This window comes from Nocardioides segetis, from assembly GCF_051390595.1.
In the GTDB taxonomy this organism is placed as follows: domain Bacteria; phylum Actinomycetota; class Actinomycetes; order Propionibacteriales; family Nocardioidaceae; genus Nocardioides.
The window spans coordinates 186,256-201,939 of the sequence record NZ_JBNINR010000005.1 but is presented as its reverse complement, the minus strand read 5'-3'; the positions used below and the strand labels follow the sequence as shown (position 1 = coordinate 201,939).

Here is a 15,684-nt window from a genome sequence, read left to right as displayed (position 1 = left end):
CCGGCGGTCTACGCTGACCGCCGTGAATCCCTGGCTGTACGGCGTCGCGCTCGTCATCGCCGGCGCGCTCGCCGTCCTGCTCGTGGTCGATCTCGTCCGCGACCGCGCCGCGCAGGACTCTCACTTCATCGGCCTCGCGGTGCTCGAGGTGATCATGCTCGTCCAGCTCGTCGGGGGCGTGATCGCGCTGACCCGCACCGAGCGCGACGTCGAGGGCGCGGTGTTCGTCAGCTATCTCGTCACGAACCTGCTGGTCCCGGTCGTCGCCGCGCTCTTCGCGCTCACCGAGCGGTCCCGGGTCGGCACGACGATCCTGTTGCTGGGCGTCGCCACGGTCGCCGGGCTCGAGGTGCGGCTGTGGGACGTGTGGGGAGGCCGCGGTGCCTGAGTCGCGGCAGCCGAGCCAGGCGCTGTCCGAGGGGTGGGGGCGTGCCCTGGTCTTCGTCTACGGCCTCTTCGCCGTCGCCGCCACCGGCCGTTCCGCGGTCCAGCTCGGCATGGATCCGGACAAGGCGCCGCTGGCCTACTCCCTGTCGCTGCTCGCCGCCGTCCTGTACCTCGTCGCGACCACCTGCCTGCTGCTGGGCGGTAGCACCGGCTGGCGGGTCGCCGGCATCGCGGTCACCGTCGAGCTGCTCGGCGTCCTCTCGGTCGGCACCTTGAGCTACCTCGCCACCGATCTCTTCCCGGACAAGACGGTCTGGTCCCACTTCGGTCAGGGCTACGGCTTCCTGCCCCTCGTCCTCCCGCTGGCGGGGCTCGCCTGGCTGCGTCACACCAGCCCTCGGTCGGACTAAGGCAACCCTTGCTTGAACGGGCCCACCCAATATCGGCACACTGATGTTGTGGAAATGGCGACCGAGAGCGATCAGCCGACGCGGCAGCGCGTCGCGCGGTCGATCCTGGTCAACGGGCCGTCCACGGCAGCGGCGCTCGCCGAGCGCCTCGAGCTGACCCCCGCGGCGGTGCGTCGGCACCTCGACCAGCTGCTGGCCGAGGGTGCGGTCGACGCGCGCGACCCGCGTCCGGTCGGGGCGCGCGGCCGGGGCCGCCCGGCCAAGGTCTTCGCCCTCACCGAGCGGGGCCGCGACGCCTTCGACCAGCAGTACGACGACCTCGCCGCCGAGGCGCTGCGCTTCCTCGCCGAGACGGTGGGCGAGGAGGCGGTCCGCGCGTTCGCCGAGCGCCGGGCGGCGTTCATCGAGCAGCGGTTCCCCGAGGTCGCCGCGGCGCACCCGGACGCGTCTCCGGCGCAGGTCCTGGCGATGGTGTTCTCTGACGAGGGGTACGCCGCCGCGGTCCGCGAGCTGCCGGTCGTGGGGGAGCAGCTGTGCCAGCAGCACTGCCCGGTGTCCCACGTCGCCCACGAGTTCCCCCAGCTGTGCGAGGCCGAGACGGAGGCCATCGGTCGCGTCCTCGGCACCCACGTGCAGCGTCTGGCCACCATCGCCCACGGCGACGGGGTGTGCACCACGTGCATCCCGGACGCCGCCACGGTCTCGTCCCGAGAGAAGAAGGAGCAGGTCACCTCATGACCTCCATCGAAGAGCTGAACCCCGAGCTCAAGGGGATCGGTCGCTACGAGTTCGGCTGGGCCGACAAGAACGACGTCGGCGCCAATGCCAAGCGCGGCCTCAACGAGGACGTCGTCCGCGACATCTCCGGCAAGAAGAGCGAGCCGGGCTGGATGCTCGACCTGCGGATGAAGGGCCTCAAGCTCTTCGACCGCAAGCCGATGCCGACCTGGGGCTCCGACCTCTCCGCCATCGACTTCGACAACATCAAGTACTTCGTGCGGTCCACGGAGAAGCAGGCCCAGAGCTGGGAGGACCTGCCCGAGGACATCAAGAACACCTACGACAAGCTCGGCATCCCGGAGGCGGAGAAGCAGCGCCTCGTCGCCGGTGTCGCCGCCCAGTACGAGTCCGAGGTCGTCTACCACCAGATCCGCGAGGACCTGGAGGAGCAGGGCGTCATCTTCCTCGACACCGACACGGCGCTCAAGGAGCACGAGGAGCTCTTCAAGGAGTACTTCGGCACCGTCATCCCGGTCGGCGACAACAAGTTCGCCGCGCTCAACACCGCGGTGTGGTCGGGTGGCTCCTTCATCTACGTCCCGAAGGGTGTGCACGTCGACATCCCGCTGCAGGCCTACTTCCGGATCAACACCGAGAACATGGGCCAGTTCGAGCGGACCCTGATCATCGTCGACGAGGACGCCTACGTGCACTACGTCGAGGGCTGCACCGCGCCGATCTACTCCTCCGACTCGCTGCACTCCGCGGTCGTCGAGATCATCGTCAAGAAGGGCGGCCGCTGCCGCTACACGACGATCCAGAACTGGTCCAACAACGTCTACAACCTCGTCACCAAGCGTGCGGTCTGCGAGGCCGGCGCGACGATGGAGTGGGTCGACGGCAACATCGGCTCCAAGGTCACGATGAAGTACCCCGCCGTCTACCTCATGGGCGAGCACGCCAAGGGCGAGACCCTGTCCATCGCCTTCGCCGGCGAGGGCCAGCACCAGGATGCCGGGGCCAAGATGGTCCACGCCGCGCCGCACACGTCGAGCTCGATCCTGAGCAAGTCGGTGGCGCGCGGCGGCGGCCGGACGTCGTACCGCGGCCTGATCCAGGTCAACGAGGGCGCCCACGGGTCGAAGTCCAACGTGCTGTGCGACGCGCTGCTGGTCGACCAGATCAGCCGCTCCGACACCTACCCCTACGTCGACATCCGCGAGGACGACGTGTCCATGGGCCACGAGGCGTCGGTCTCGAAGGTCTCCGACGACCAGCTCTTCTACCTCATGTCGCGCGGCATGGAGGAGGACGAGGCGATGGCGATGATCGTGCGCGGCTTCGTCGAGCCGATCGCCAAGGAGCTCCCGATGGAGTACGCCCTCGAGCTGAACCGCCTGATCGAACTGCAGATGGAAGGAGCCGTCGGCTGATGACGGCAGTTGCCGAGGCTCTCGAGATGGGCGACGCCGCCCGGGTCGAGAGTCACCTGAACCCGCCCGCGTCGTACGACCTGGCCGACCACCCCGTGCCCACCGGGCGCGAGGAGGTGTGGCGGTTCACGCCCATCAAGCGGCTGCGCGGGATCCTCGACGGCGATGCGTCCGCCGCCACGCTGAAGCAGGAGACGACGCTGCCCGAGGGCGTCACGCTCACCGAGATCACGGCCGAGGAGGCCGTGGCGCTCGGCGAGCTGCCGCCCAACGAGCGGCCGGCAGCCCTCGCCGCGGCCAACGCCGGCGGCGCGCTGCTCCTCGACGTCCCGGCCGAGGCCGTCGTGACGGAGCCGGTCGTCATCCGGCTGACCGGCGCGACGGTCGACGACCTGGTCTGGGGCCGCCTCCTCTACCGGATCGGCGCCCACGCCGAGGTCACCATCGTGCTCGTGCACGGCGGGTCCGCGCGCTACTCCGCCATCTCGACCTTCCTGGTCGGCGACGGCGCGAAGGTCAACGTGCTGAGCCTGCAGGACTGGGCCGACGACGCCGTCCACCTGGGTCGCGACGCGATCCGGGTCGGCCGCGACGCGTCGGTCAAGCACACCTCGATCTCCTTCGGGGGCGACCTGGTCCGCATGCACGCCAACGTCGAGTACGCCGGTCCCGGCGGCGAGGCCGAGCTCCTGGGGCTCTACTTCGCCGACGAGGGCCAGCACCTCGAGCACCGGCTCTTCGCCGACCACAACGCGCCCAGGACCAAGAGCAATGTCGTCTACAAGGGCGCGCTGCAGGGCAAGGCCGCCCACACCGTGTGGATCGGCAACGTCTTGATCCGCAAGGTCGCCGAGGGCATCGAGACCTACGAGGAGAACCGCAATCTCGTCCTCACCGACGGCTGCCAGGCCGACTCGGTGCCCAACCTCGAGATCGAGACCGGCGAGATCGAGGGGGCCGGCCACGCCTCGGCGACCGCCCGCTTCGACGACGAGCAGCTGTTCTACCTGCGCTCGCGCGGCGTCTCGGAGAAGGAGGCCCAGCGCCTGGTGGTGCACGGCTTCTTCAACGACCTGATCCGCAAGGTCGGCATCCCCTCGATCGAGGACAAGCTGCTCGAGACGGTCGAGGCCGAGCTGGCCAAGAACGTCCTCAAGGGCTCTGCCGTCGTGGAGGGAGCATGAGCTTCGAGCGCGCCTGCGCGGTCGCGGACATCCCGGAGGACGAGGCGCTCGGCGTCACCGTCGACCGGTACGACGTCGCGGTGGCCCGCCACGGCGACGAGGTCTTCGCCCTGCAGGATCTCTGCTCCCACGCCGCCGTCGCGCTGAGCGAGGGCGAGGTCGAGGACTGCACCGTCGAGTGCTGGCTGCACGGCTCGCGCTTCGACCTGCGCACCGGCAAGCCGACCGGCCTCCCCGCGACCGAGCCGGTCGCCACCTTCCCCGTCGAACTGCGCCCGACCGGTTCGGGCGACGTCGACGTCTACATCGACGTCACCACCACGCTGAACGGAGTCACCCCATCATGAGCACCCTCGAGATCAAGGACCTGCAGGTCCAGGTGCAGACCGAGGACGGTCCCAAGGAGATCCTCAAGGGCGTCACGCTGACCATCAAGGACGGCGAGACCCACGCGATCATGGGCCCCAACGGCTCGGGCAAGTCGACCCTGGCGTACTCGATCGCCGGGCACCCCCGCTACGAGATCACCGGCGGCTCGGTGACGCTCGACGGCGAGGACGTGCTCGAGATGTCGGTCGACGAGCGCGCCCGCGCGGGGCTCTTCCTCGCGATGCAGTACCCCGTCGAGGTGCCGGGCGTGTCGGTCGCCAACTTCCTGCGCACGGCCAAGACCGCGATCGACGGCGAGGCCCCGAAGCTGCGCACCTGGGTCAAGGACGTCAACGCGGTCCTCGACCGGATGAACCTCGACCCGACGTTCTCGCAGCGCTCGGTCAACGAGGGCTTCTCCGGTGGTGAGAAGAAGCGCCACGAGATCGCCCAGCTGGACCTGCTCGACCCGAAGGTCGCGATCCTCGACGAGACCGACTCCGGACTCGACATCGACGCGCTCAAGGTCGTCTCCGACGGGGTCAACCGGTTCCGCGAGCGCGACGGCAAGGGCGTCCTGCTGATCACGCACTACACGCGGATCCTGCGCTACATCAAGCCTGACCACGTCCACGTCTTCGTGGCCGGCAAGGTCGCCGAGTCCGGCGGTCCCGAGCTGGCCGAGGAGCTGGAGGCCAACGGCTACGAGCGCTTCCTCACCGCGGCGGTCTGATGGTCTCGACGGGCTCGACCACCTCGCTGCCGGGGCTGCTCCCCGAGCTGGCGGTGATCCGCAAGGACTTCCCGATCCTCGAGCGGACGCTCGCCGGCGGGCTGCCGCTGGTCTACCTCGACAGCGCCAACACCTCGCAGAAGCCCCAGGTCGTCATCGACACGATGGTCGACCACCTGGAGCGGCACAACGCCAACATCGCTCGCGCCATGCACCAGCTCGGCGCCGAGTCGACCGAGGCGTTCGAGGCCGCCCGCGACAAGGTGGCGGCGTTCATCGGCGCGCCCGAGCGCGACGAGGTGATCTTCACCAAGAACGCCTCCGAGGCGCTCAACCTGGTGGCCAACACCCTGGCCTGGCGCGGCGAGCACCAGGTCGGCGAGGGTGACGAGATCGTCATCACCGAGATGGAGCACCACTCCAACATCGTGCCGTGGCAGCTCCTCGCGGAGCGCACCGGCGCGACCCTGCGCTGGTTCGGGCTCACCGACGACGGCCGACTCGACCTGAGCAACGCTCACGAGCTGATCAACGAGCGCACCGCGGTCGTCGCGTTCACCTGGGTCTCCAACATGCTCGGCACGATCAACCCGGTCGCCGAGCTGACCCGCCGCGCCCACGCGGTCGGCGCGCGGGTCGTGGTCGACGCCTCCCAGGCCGCACCCCAGCTGCCGATCGACCTGGCGGCGATGCCGGAGACGGACCGTCCCGACGCCATCGCCTTCACCGGCCACAAGGTGGTCGGCCCCACCGGCATCGGCGTGCTCTGGGGACGCCGGGCCTTCCTGGACGCCCTCCCTCCCTTCCTCGGCGGCGGCGAGATGATCGAGACCGTCCGGATGGAGGGCTCGACCTACGCGGGGATCCCGCACAAGTTCGAGGCCGGCACGCCGCCGATCGTCGAGGCGATCGGACTCGGCGCCGCGGTGGAGTACCTCGGCCACGTCGGCATGGACGCGATCCACGCGCACGAGCAGGCGATCACCGCCTACGCCCTCGACGGCCTGCGGTCGGTCCCGGGACTGACCGTGCTCGGTCCGCTCGACGCCACCGCTCGGGGCGGTGCGATCTCGTTCGAGCTCGACGGGGTGCACCCCCATGACATCGCCCAGGTGCTCGACAGCCGCGGCGTGGCGGTGCGCGCCGGGCACCACTGCGCGAAGCCGGCCCATGCCCGGTTCGGCGTGCAGAGCTCGACGCGCATGTCGTCGTACCTCTACACCGAGCCGCGGGAGATCGACGCCCTCGTCGAGGCGCTGGAATACACCCGCAGCTACTTCAAGTTGGGCTGAGTGATGGCTGCGACCGATCTGGATGCCCTGTACCAGGAGATCATCCTCGACCACTACAAGAACCCGCACGGCAAGGGGCTGCGCGAGGCCCACGAGGCCGAGGTGCACCACGTCAACCCGACCTGCGGCGACGAGGTGACCCTGCGGGTCCACCTGAGCGACGGCGTCGTCCAGGACGTGTCCTACGACGCGCTGGGCTGCTCGATCTCCCAGGCGTCGGCGTCGGTGCTCTACGACCTGGTCGTCGGCAAGGACGTCGACCAGGCGATGGCGATCCACCAGGAGTTCCTCACCCTCATGCAGGGCAAGGGCACCGTGGAGCCCGACGAGGAGGTCCTCGAGGACGGCATCGCCTTCGCGGGGGTGGCGAAGTTCCCGGCCCGCGTGAAGTGCGCCCTGCTGTCGTGGATGGCATGGAAGGACGCGACGGCGCAGGCCATCGCAGGAGACGGAGACAAGTGATGAGCGAGCCCATCGACAACAGCGACCTGCCCGAGGTCCCCGAGGCCGGGCTGGCCGGGACCAACGCGTCGTCCAACGTCGCGCTGGCGGACATCGAGGAGGCGATGAAGGACGTCGTCGACCCCGAGCTCGGCATCAACGTCGTCGACCTCGGCCTCGTCTACGGCATCCACGTGGACGAGGGCACCAATGTCGTCCTCGACATGACCCTGACCTCCGCGGCGTGCCCGCTGACCGACGTGATCACCGACCAGACCGAGTCCGCGCTGGAGGGCCTGGTCAACGACGTCGCCATCAACTGGGTCTGGATGCCCCCGTGGGGCCCCGACAAGATCACCCCCGACGGCCGCGACCAGCTCCGCGCCCTCGGCTTCAACGTCTGAGAGCCCCGACGCTCCCTAGCAGCGACCGCTGCCGTAGCTCCAGTCGAACCGCGCCCGCACCGACTCCTGCGGGCCGGTGCCCACGAGCGTCACGTGGTAGCTGCCGGCCTGGCGCGGCGGGCGCAGCCGGTACAGACCGTCGCCGACCGCGGTGACCGACCGCGTGGCCCGACAGACGGCGTCCGTCGACCGGACGCCGCGGTACGTCGCCTGCCAGGTCCAGCCCGGACGGTCGACCGCCAGCAGGACCCGGCCCTCGCCGGTCACCCGGGGGACGGCGCCCGGCGTGGGCCGCCGACAGCTGCCGCCCCCGAGCTCGCCCTCGGCCGTGGCAACCTGTGCGAACACCACACAGTGCTCGACGACCGCCGCCCGGAGATCCGGTCCGGGCACGCGCAGCTCGACCACGGGAATCCGGCCGGCGGCCGCGTCCGCGGCGGGCAGCACCGCGGCGGGCAGCACGACGACGGGCAGCACGACGACGGGCAGGGCGACCGCTCCCGCGAGCGCGAACAAGCGGCGGAGCAGCGGGAGCACCCGAAGAGTCTAGGCGTCGGAGGACCGCCTCGTGGTCGTTTCGGCCGAGACCGACCGGCAATGGGGCCGGCGGCGTACGGCAGGCGGGCCCTGTCGCCGGTCGCTCCAACTCACTGGGCGGTCGCGAAGCGCCGCTCGGTGTAGCGGCGGAGGTTCGCCAGGAAGCGCCGGAAGGCGATCGTGCAGGCCAGGCCGCTCAGCGGCATGAAGTAGCGGCCGGGCCCCGCCACATCGAGGGCCAGCGTCCAGGTCAGTCGGCAGCCCGTGGGAGTCGGCTCGACGTCGTACCGCTCCGCGAAGGCGCGGATCGACCTCTCCGACGCCTCGTTGAAGCGGAAGCCCATCCGACGGCCCGGCTCCCAGAGCAGGAACTCCTCCGCACCGCGCAACCCACCGAGCATCGTCACCACCCGGGTGCTGCCGACACCGGGTGGCGGCGGTGAGGTCCACTCGACCCTGCGGATGACGCTGGCCCAGCGCGGCCAGGCGTCGGCGTCGGCGAACACCTCGAACATTTGGTCCGGCGTGATCGTGAGATCGATGCTGTTGGCGTAGCGGTGCGGCGCGGTGTCGACGAAGTCGATCCCGACCGGTTCGCAAGGATGCAGGGCGCCCATGGCTGCACACTAGAACACGTTCTCGCCAGTAGGGTCGCGTCGTGCCCGAGGTTCTCGTCCCGTCCGCCCGGTGGCCGCGGTGGGTCGCCAACTTCACCGACTCCCACGGCGAGCCGGAGCTCCGAGTCGCCGACGGAGCGCTGCATGGCACGGCACCCGACGGCGCCTGGTTCACGGCCAGGCTGCCGTTCTCCGCGCCGTACGACGGTCCGGCCGACGCCGCGACGCTCGCCGAGCGGGCCGGCGCGCCCGCGGAGTGGGGCGTGCTCCTCGTGCGCAAGGGCGGGTTCGCGGTGGCCCGGCTGGAGGGGGAGCGGATGGCCGACAGCAAGGTCGGCCAGCGCCACGTCCAGGGGCGGACCAAGGCCGGCGGCCAGTCGCAGCAGCGCTTCGCCCGACGACGGGGCAACCAGGCCCGCGACGCCTACGCAGCCGCGGCCGAGCACGCGGTCCGCGTGCTCGGAGAGGCGCCGACGGTGGTCGTCGGTGGCGACCGCGTGGCCGTGGCCGAGGTGCTGGCCGACCCACGCCTGGCCCGGCTGCGGACGGCGGGGCCGTGGCTGGCCGTCCCCGATCCGCGGCGGGCCGTGCTCGACCGGGCGGTGCTCGACGCCCAAGCACTGGTCGTGGAGGTGGAGAACGCCGGGCCCGCCCCGGCGCGGCACTGACGGAACGGGACACGTGGCCCGCTGGAACGTGTTGCAATTGGGCAGAGACTGCACGGTTCGAGCGGGAATTGTTGCGGTTTGGGACCAAACCGCAACGTCCAGAGCCTCGTCCCGGGGTCAGCCGTCGAGCCCGAGCTCGCCCCGTCGCACGGCCCAGCGCTGCTCGAGGTCGGACATCTCGGCGAGGACGAACGCGAGGAACTCGCGGGCGAGCCGGAGCCGGTGCCGGGCGGGGTCGCCGGCCGCGAGGTCGGCGAGCCCGCGGTCGAGCGCGGCGATCAGCGGCGCGTAGAACTGGTCCAGGCGCAGGAGCATGCCGTGCCAGGCGTCGTCGTCGACGACGAACACGTCGCGCCGGGATCCGCGCTCGCGCTCCCGGCGGATCATGCCGATGCCGTCGAGATAGCGCACCGCGCCCGACACGCCGGCGGGGCTCACGCCGAGGCCGGCGGCGATCTCCGCCGCCGTCATCCGGCCGTCGTCGTCGACGAGGAGCGCGGCGAAGACGCGCGAGGGGAGTCGGGCGAGTCCGGCGCTGGTGAGGGCGCCGCCCATCCGCTCCACGAAGGAGTCGCGCGAGGTCTCGGCAGCCATGTCTGGATATTACAGTATTCAGTAATTGCTGAAACAGGTGCATGATGGGTCTCATGCCCCGTCCCCTCATCGAGGTCCACGGCCTCGTGAAGACCTTCGGATCCTTCCGCGCGCTCGACGGGCTCGACCTCGTCGTCGAGGCGGGGGAGGTGCACGGCTTCCTCGGCCCCAACGGCGCCGGGAAGTCCACGACCATCCGGGTGCTCCTCGGGCTGTTGCGCCAGGACGCCGGCGAGGTCCGCGTCCTGGGCGGCGACCCGTGGCGCGACGCCGCCACGCTGCACCGGCGACTGGCCTACGTCCCCGGCGACGTGAGCCTGTGGCCCAACCTCAGCGGCGGCGAGATCCTCGACCTGCTCATCCGGATGCGGGGCGCGGATCCCGCGACCTCGCGACGCGAGGAGCTGGTCGAGCGCTTCTCGCTCGACCCGACCAAGCGCGGCCGGGCCTACTCCAAGGGCAACCGCCAGAAGGTCGCCCTGGTGGCGGCGTTCGCGACCGACCCCGACCTGCTCATCCTCGACGAGCCGACATCGGGGCTCGACCCGCTGATGGAGCAGGTCTTCAACGAGTGCGTCGCCGAGCAGACCGCCCGGGGTGCGACCGTGCTCCTGTCGAGCCACATCCTCAGCGAGGTGGACCGGCTGGCCGACCGGGTCACCATCATCCGAGAGGGCAAGGTCGTCGAGAGCGGCCGGCTCAGCGACCTGCGCCACCTCAGCCGCAGCCGCATCGTCGCCACCCTGAGCGGGGCCGCGCCCGACCTCGCCGGGGCGGGAGGCGTCCACGACCTGGCGGTCGACGGATCCCGGTTCAGCTGCACCGTGGACCCCGACGGCCTGCCCACCGTGCTGCGCGCCCTCACCGCGGCCGGCGTCACCTCGCTCACCAGCACGCCACCCAGCCTCGAGGAGCTCTTCCTCGACGCCTACCGCGACCGGGCCGGGGCCGGCCGGTGAGCCCCGCCACCACCGGCTGGCCGCTCCTGCTGCGCCTCGGCCTGCGCCAGGACCGGATCCTGGCGCCGGTGGCACTCGCCGTCCTGGTCCTGATGAGCGTCGCCTCCGCGGCCGCCACGCCTGGCCTGTATGCCGACCAGGCCGATCGGATCCGGGCGGCGGAGGCCATCAACGCCAGTCCCGGGATCGTCGCGCTCTACGGTCCGGTCCTCGACGTGGCCAGCGAGGGCGAGCTGGCGATGACCAAGATGACGGTCCTCTATGCGGTGTTCGTCGCGGTCCTCTTCGTCGTCGTGGTGCGTCGACACACGCGCGTCGAGGAGGAGACCGGTCGCACCGAGCTGATCGGAGGCACCGCCGTGGGCCGCCATGCACCGCTGGTCGCGACCGCGGCCGAGGCGGTGCTGCTGGCGCTCGCCCTCGGGTTGCTGACGGCGCTCGGCAACACCCTCGCCGGTCTGGACGCCCTCGGCTCGGTCGCCTTCGGCGCCCTCTGGGCCGGGACCGCGCTCGTGGCGGCGGGCGTCGGCGCGGTGACGGCGCAGCTCTCGGCGAGCGCGCGCACCTGTGCCGCGTACGCCGCCGGCACGATCGGGCTGCTCTTCGTGCTGCGCGCCGTCGGCGACACCGGCCCGGCCTGGGTGAGCTGGCTGTCGCCCTTGGGCTGGAACACGCAGACCCGGGCGTACGGCGAGGTCCGCTGGTGGCTGCTGCCGTGCTACGCATGGGTCGCGGCCGGGCTGCTCGGGGTCGCATTCTGGCTGCGCTCCCGGCGCGACCTCGGCTCCGGCCTGGTGCCGGCCCGGCCGGGTCCGCGGACGGGCTCGCCGCGTCTCGCCGACGCCTTCGCCCTCACCGTGAAGGTGCACGCCACGACCTTGGCCCTCTGGTCATCGGCCGCGGCGGCCCTCGGCGTCGTCTTCGGGATGATCGCGCCCGGGATCGGCGACCTCCTCGACTCCGACGTCGCGCAGTCGATCATCGACGAGCTCGGAGGCGCGCTGGTCGCGGCGATCCTCTCGATCCTCGCGGTGGTGCTGACCTACTTCTCGGTGACGGTGGTCAGCCATGCGGGTCGCGACGAGGAGGACGGTCGGGTCGAGCTGGTGCTCGCCACCGCGACGAGCCGCGGCCACTGGTTCGCGGCCTCCGCCACGCTCGCGCTCGTCGGGACCGGCTGGCTGCTCGCCGTGACCGGTGTCGGCCTCTGGATCGGGTACGCCGCCGCGGACGGCCCCGGGATCGGCAACCTCCTGCTCGCGGCGCTCGCGTGGGCGCCGGCGGCCTGGGTGGTCGGAGCGCTGGCCGTGCTGTCGCTCGCGCTCGGCCTGCGCTGGTCGCTGCTCGTGTGGGTCTGGCCGGCCGCCTTCTTGACCCTCGGCCTGGTCGGCGACCTGCTCGAGCTGCCGGGCTGGCTGACCGGGCTGTCGCCGTACTCCCACGTGCCGTCGCTGCCCGCCGACGCCTGGAGCTGGGGGAGCGCCGGCAGCCTGAGCGCAGTGGCGGCCGTCCTGCTGACGGTGGCGTGGTGGCGGTTCCGCGAGCGCGACATCGGCTGATCCCCGCCCCAGAAACGTTGTTATATAACGATGTTTCGACTACGGTCCAGCCATGGCCCGCCCCCGGACCCACACCGCCGAGCTGCGTGAGCGGATCATGGCGTGCGCGCTGGACACCGTCGCCGAGCACGGGTGGGCGGCGCTGGCCCTGCGCGACGTCGCGCAGCGGGCGGGCACCTCGACGACGGCGGTCTACGCGCTGTTCGGCAGCAAGGACGCACTGCACCGGGCGGTGCTGATCCACGCGTTTGCCGCCTTCGGGGCCGAGCAGGCCGCCCAGCCGGTGAGTGACGACCCGGTGACGGACCTCGCGGGCCTCGGCGCCCGGTACGTCCAGTGGGCGCTGGACCACCCCCGCCTCTACGAGGCGATGTTCACCGACAGCGCCGCGGGCCTCGCCCCGACGCCGGAGCTCGACGACGCGCGGGCGCGAGCGATCGCCGGGGTCTCCGACGCCGTGCGACGCGCGCTGCGCAGCGGCGCCTTCCGCCCCGCCGACGAGGTGACCGTCATCGCCTCGCTCTGGGCGCAGGTGCACGGGCTCGCCGCGCTGATGACGGCCGGGCAGCTCCCGACCGAGGCCGATCCCGCGGCCGCGGCGTGGGCCGTGATCGAAGGCTGGCTGGCACCGACCCGCGTCCCCTAGGCATCAAGGAGCTCCCATGACCCGCCCCGCGACGACGCCCGCAGCCGCGTCATGACCATGTCACTGCACCTCGTCGAGCACCGGGTCCGTCACCTGCCGCACCGCTGGCTGCACCGTCGCTGCCTGCAGGCGGAGGCCGAGCGCACGCCCGGAGTCGCCCTGGCCCGGCTGATGCCCGAGGTCGACCTGCGCGCCAGCACCGGCGGCCTGCCGCGGCCACGGTCGACGGCCCTGCTGGTCGGTTGGCACGGCCGTGCCGCGCGCGACGCCTGCTTCGCCGACCCGGCCTGGCCGGCGTCGTACACCGAGGGCGCCGGCGAGTCCTGGGCGGTCGCGCTCGACACCGTCCGGCTGATGCGCGGCGACTGGCACGGCTGGCAGCCGCAGAACGACGGGGCGGAGCGGATCCCGGGCGAGGAGCCGATGGCCGTGCTCACCTTGGGCTTCCTCCGCCCGCGCAGCGTGCCGGCCTTCGTGCGCGGCAACCGACGAGTGCTGCGCGACCTCGACGGCAACCCCGACGAGACCTTCCGGGTCGGCCTGATGGACGGACCGCTCGGGTTCGGCACCTTCACCCTGTGGCGCTCCCGGGCGGCGATGGGCCGGTTCGCGTACGGCGCCGGGAGCCACGACTCGATCCGCCGCCGCTTCGAGGAGGAGCAGCGGATCGGCCACCCGCTCTTCGTGCGGTTGCGCCCGGTCGCCACGCGCGGCACCTGGCGCGGGCGGGACCCTCTCGCCGAGGTGGCGGCGCCTTCGCGCCCCTGATCTCCGCGTGGTGGCCCTCCCGCGGGCGCGCCATCGGCTAGTTTCGGCCGCATGTGGCAGCCCGAGCCCGATTGGGTGGCGCTCCCCGGTGGCACCGGGACGTCGACCGTGGGCGTGTGGCGGACCGCACTCGGCGGGCGGCCCGTGGTGGTGAAGAGGCTCGGCGCTCCGGCGCCGGGCGACCCGGCCGTGCTCGGCGAGCGGGCGCACGCCGGCTACTGGCGTCGTGAGGCGGATGTGCTGCTGACCGGCCTGACGACAGGCACCCCCGGTCTGCGGGCCGCGGGCGCGTCGGTCGAGGAGGACGACGACGGCATCACGATCGTGCGGGACTGGGTCGAGGACGCCGCCTCCAGCGGACTGTTCCTCGCGCTCTCGCTCGGGCGCTTCGCGGGCGCGGACATCGGCCGTCCCACCTTCCTGGCCAGCGCGCTGCTCCGTGACCGGCTGGCCAGGGTCGAGCGGCGGGGCGGCTGGCCGACGCTGGCCCGCACCACGGTCGCGGACGTCGCCGAGCACCTGTGGACCCATCGGGAGCGGATGCTCATGCTGCTCGACGGGTTGCCCCAGGTGCCGCAGCACGGCGACCCCACGGCCCTGAACCTCCCCGGCCGCGACGGCGACGACGCCGTGGCCATCGACTGGGGGACCCTCGGTCTCGGCCCGGTCGGCGGCGACCTGGGCTACCTGTCGCTCTCCTCGCGCGAGGAGTTCGAGCCGCTGCTCGACGCCTACCTGCTGGGGCTCCCGGGCGGGATCGCGGATCGGGAGGAGGTCGTGCGCGGCGCCCGGATCGTATCGGTCTACACCGCGCTCAGTCGCGCGGAATGGGCGCTCTCCCGGGTGGCGGGCGGGGAGGGCGCCCTGGCCGGCAAGTACCGACATCCCGCGGTCGCGCCTCATCTGCGGGCGCTGCAGCGCACCTTCGGCCACATGGAGGCCCTGCTCGAGCTGTAGGTCCCGATCCGAGATCGGGCTCAGACCTTATCGGCGGCGAAGGTGTCGCAGGCGTCCAGGCTGCCCTGCTGGTAGCCCACCATGAACCACTTCCGGCGCTGCTCCGAGGAGCCGTGCGTCCAGGCCTCCTCGTTGACGCGGCCGCCGCTGCGCTTCTGGATGTAGTCGTCGCCGACCGCCTTGGCCGCGTCGATCGCCTCGGTGATGTCGTCCTGGGTGAGGTCGAGGATCAGCTTGTTGCCGGACGCGTCCTCGGTGGTCGTGGCGTGGTTGGCCCACAGGCCCGCGTAGCAGTCGGCCTGGAGCTCGAGGCGCACGCCGTCGCTCTGCGGGCCGGTCTCCTGGCTGCGCACCTGTCCCATGTAGCCGAGCAGGTTGGAGATGTGGTGGCCGTACTCGTGGGCGAGGACGTAGAACTCGACGAAGCTGCCCTCGGGACCACCGAGCTGGCCCTCGAGGACGTCGTCGAAGAACGTGGTGTCGAGGTAGATCGTCTCGTCGGCGGGGCAGTAGAACGGGCCGACCGCCGAGGAGGCCGCCCCGCAGGCGGTGTTGACCGACCCGGTGAAGGTGACCATCTCCCGCTCGGGGCGGAACTTCCCGCCCAGCTCGGCCTCCCAGTAGTCGGTGAGCGAGTTCTCGATCGCGACCCGGGCGCAGTCCTGGCTGTTGTTGGCGTCCTCGCCGGTCGTGCAGCCGGCGTACCGGTCGCTGCCCTCCTGCGCGTCGCTCATCCGAGCGGGCGAGTAGGCGCTGCCGAGCCCGCCACCGCCGCCACTGCCGCCCAGGCCGAAGTCGACGCCCAGCAGCCGGGCGACCACGAAGAGCACGACGACGAGCACGATGCCGCCGATGCCGCCCTTGCCGGTGGGGATCGGCAGCCGCATGCCGCCACCGCCGAGACCGCCGCCGACGCCCCCTGCGCCTCCTCGGCCCGCGTCGCGGACCCGGGACTGGTCGAGGCGTGCCTTCGGATTGAATCGCACCACGGTTGCACCCTATTGCA

Annotated in this window: 20 protein-coding genes; 16 read left to right on the top strand and 4 right to left on the bottom strand. The window is 71.8% G+C overall.

Translation table 11 applies throughout. The features are described 5' to 3' along the window. Nucleotides 1–22: 22 nt before the first annotated feature. Genes ACPZVR_RS11605 through ACPZVR_RS11560 form a run of 10 tightly spaced genes read left to right on the top strand, consistent with a single transcriptional unit; the run spans nucleotide 23 to nucleotide 7,373 of the window. A complete protein-coding gene (locus tag ACPZVR_RS11605) occupies nucleotides 23–388 on the top strand; it encodes a hypothetical protein (RefSeq protein ID WP_436699741.1) in 366 nt (121 codons plus the stop codon). Then, nucleotides 381–797: a hypothetical protein gene (locus ACPZVR_RS11600; protein ID WP_436699740.1), complete on the top strand. Its 417-nt coding sequence runs from the start codon at nucleotides 381–383 to the stop codon at nucleotides 795–797. Before ACPZVR_RS11605 ends, ACPZVR_RS11600 begins: the two co-directional genes overlap by 8 nt. A gap of 54 nt (nucleotides 798–851) precedes the next feature. Next, nucleotides 852–1,535, top strand: coding sequence for a helix-turn-helix transcriptional regulator (locus tag ACPZVR_RS11595; RefSeq protein ID WP_436699739.1), 684 nt, complete (start codon nucleotides 852–854; stop codon nucleotides 1,533–1,535). Next, complete coding sequence (gene sufB, locus ACPZVR_RS11590) at nucleotides 1,532–2,950, top strand: Fe-S cluster assembly protein SufB (RefSeq protein ID WP_436699738.1); 1,419 nt, start codon at nucleotides 1,532–1,534, stop codon at nucleotides 2,948–2,950. The genes ACPZVR_RS11595 and sufB overlap by 4 nt, the downstream gene beginning before the upstream one ends. Then, complete coding sequence (sufD, locus tag ACPZVR_RS11585) at nucleotides 2,950–4,134, top strand: Fe-S cluster assembly protein SufD (protein WP_436699737.1); 1,185 nt, start codon at nucleotides 2,950–2,952, stop codon at nucleotides 4,132–4,134. The genes sufB and sufD overlap by 1 nt, the downstream gene beginning before the upstream one ends. Then, nucleotides 4,131–4,481, top strand: a complete 351-nt coding sequence (locus tag ACPZVR_RS11580; RefSeq protein ID WP_436699736.1) for a non-heme iron oxygenase ferredoxin subunit — start codon at nucleotides 4,131–4,133, stop codon at nucleotides 4,479–4,481. The genes sufD and ACPZVR_RS11580 overlap by 4 nt, the downstream gene beginning before the upstream one ends. Next, nucleotides 4,478–5,236 (top strand): Fe-S cluster assembly ATPase SufC, encoded by a 759-nt coding sequence (gene sufC, locus ACPZVR_RS11575; protein ID WP_436699735.1) that lies wholly within the window; start codon nucleotides 4,478–4,480, stop codon nucleotides 5,234–5,236. Before ACPZVR_RS11580 ends, sufC begins: the two co-directional genes overlap by 4 nt. Next, nucleotides 5,236–6,528 carry a cysteine desulfurase gene (locus ACPZVR_RS11570; RefSeq protein WP_436699734.1) on the top strand — a complete coding sequence of 431 codons (1,293 nt, stop codon included), beginning with the start codon at nucleotides 5,236–5,238 and terminating at the stop codon, nucleotides 6,526–6,528. Before sufC ends, ACPZVR_RS11570 begins: the two co-directional genes overlap by 1 nt. Before the next feature lie 3 nt (nucleotides 6,529–6,531). Continuing rightward, complete coding sequence (gene sufU / locus ACPZVR_RS11565; protein ID WP_436699733.1) at nucleotides 6,532–6,990, top strand: Fe-S cluster assembly sulfur transfer protein SufU; 459 nt, start codon at nucleotides 6,532–6,534, stop codon at nucleotides 6,988–6,990. Further along, nucleotides 6,990–7,373 (top strand): metal-sulfur cluster assembly factor, encoded by a 384-nt coding sequence (locus ACPZVR_RS11560; protein ID WP_436699732.1) that lies wholly within the window; start codon nucleotides 6,990–6,992, stop codon nucleotides 7,371–7,373. Before sufU ends, ACPZVR_RS11560 begins: the two co-directional genes overlap by 1 nt. A 15-nt stretch (nucleotides 7,374–7,388) precedes the next feature. On the opposite strand, the gene ACPZVR_RS11555 is transcribed toward ACPZVR_RS11560, so the two are convergent. Next, a complete protein-coding gene (locus tag ACPZVR_RS11555) occupies nucleotides 7,389–7,910 on the bottom strand; it encodes a hypothetical protein (RefSeq protein WP_436699731.1) in 522 nt (173 codons plus the stop codon). A 110-nt stretch (nucleotides 7,911–8,020) separates the two neighbouring features. Further along, a complete protein-coding gene (locus tag ACPZVR_RS11550) occupies nucleotides 8,021–8,527 on the bottom strand; it encodes an SRPBCC family protein (RefSeq protein ID WP_436699730.1) in 507 nt (168 codons plus the stop codon). A gap of 41 nt (nucleotides 8,528–8,568) precedes the next feature. Here ACPZVR_RS11550 and ACPZVR_RS11545 point away from each other — a divergent pair, with 41 nt between their 5' ends. After that, nucleotides 8,569–9,195: an acVLRF1 family peptidyl-tRNA hydrolase gene (locus tag ACPZVR_RS11545; protein ID WP_436699729.1), complete on the top strand. Its 627-nt coding sequence runs from the start codon at nucleotides 8,569–8,571 to the stop codon at nucleotides 9,193–9,195. A 117-nt stretch (nucleotides 9,196–9,312) separates the two neighbouring features. Here the strand turns inward: ACPZVR_RS11545 and ACPZVR_RS11540 are convergent, their stop codons facing one another. Continuing rightward, nucleotides 9,313–9,789, bottom strand: a complete 477-nt coding sequence (locus ACPZVR_RS11540) for a GbsR/MarR family transcriptional regulator (protein WP_436699728.1) — start codon at nucleotides 9,787–9,789, stop codon at nucleotides 9,313–9,315. A gap of 53 nt (nucleotides 9,790–9,842) precedes the next feature. Here ACPZVR_RS11540 and ACPZVR_RS11535 point away from each other — a divergent pair, with 53 nt between their 5' ends. Genes ACPZVR_RS11535 through ACPZVR_RS11515 form a run of 5 tightly spaced genes read left to right on the top strand, consistent with a single transcriptional unit; the run spans nucleotide 9,843 to nucleotide 14,678 of the window. After that, on the top strand, nucleotides 9,843–10,748 hold the full coding sequence (locus ACPZVR_RS11535; protein ID WP_436699727.1) for an ABC transporter ATP-binding protein: 906 nt from the start codon (nucleotides 9,843–9,845) through the stop codon (nucleotides 10,746–10,748). After that, on the top strand, nucleotides 10,745–12,307 hold the full coding sequence (locus tag ACPZVR_RS11530) for an ABC transporter permease (RefSeq protein WP_436699726.1): 1,563 nt from the start codon (nucleotides 10,745–10,747) through the stop codon (nucleotides 12,305–12,307). The genes ACPZVR_RS11535 and ACPZVR_RS11530 overlap by 4 nt, the downstream gene beginning before the upstream one ends. A gap of 52 nt (nucleotides 12,308–12,359) precedes the next feature. Then, nucleotides 12,360–12,953 carry a TetR/AcrR family transcriptional regulator gene (locus ACPZVR_RS11525; protein WP_436699725.1) on the top strand — a complete coding sequence of 198 codons (594 nt, stop codon included), beginning with the start codon at nucleotides 12,360–12,362 and terminating at the stop codon, nucleotides 12,951–12,953. A gap of 51 nt (nucleotides 12,954–13,004) precedes the next feature. After that, complete coding sequence (locus ACPZVR_RS11520; protein ID WP_436699724.1) at nucleotides 13,005–13,721, top strand: hypothetical protein; 717 nt, start codon at nucleotides 13,005–13,007, stop codon at nucleotides 13,719–13,721. A 51-nt stretch (nucleotides 13,722–13,772) separates the two neighbouring features. Next, nucleotides 13,773–14,678 (top strand): phosphotransferase, encoded by a 906-nt coding sequence (locus ACPZVR_RS11515; RefSeq protein WP_436699723.1) that lies wholly within the window; start codon nucleotides 13,773–13,775, stop codon nucleotides 14,676–14,678. 20 nt (nucleotides 14,679–14,698) lie between these two features. Here the strand turns inward: ACPZVR_RS11515 and ypfJ are convergent, their stop codons facing one another. Continuing rightward, the gene (ypfJ, locus tag ACPZVR_RS11510) at nucleotides 14,699–15,664 is read right to left on the bottom strand and encodes a KPN_02809 family neutral zinc metallopeptidase (protein WP_436699929.1); all 966 of its coding nucleotides are present in this window, start codon (nucleotides 15,662–15,664) and stop codon (nucleotides 14,699–14,701) included. Nucleotides 15,665–15,684: the final 20 nt, after the last annotated feature.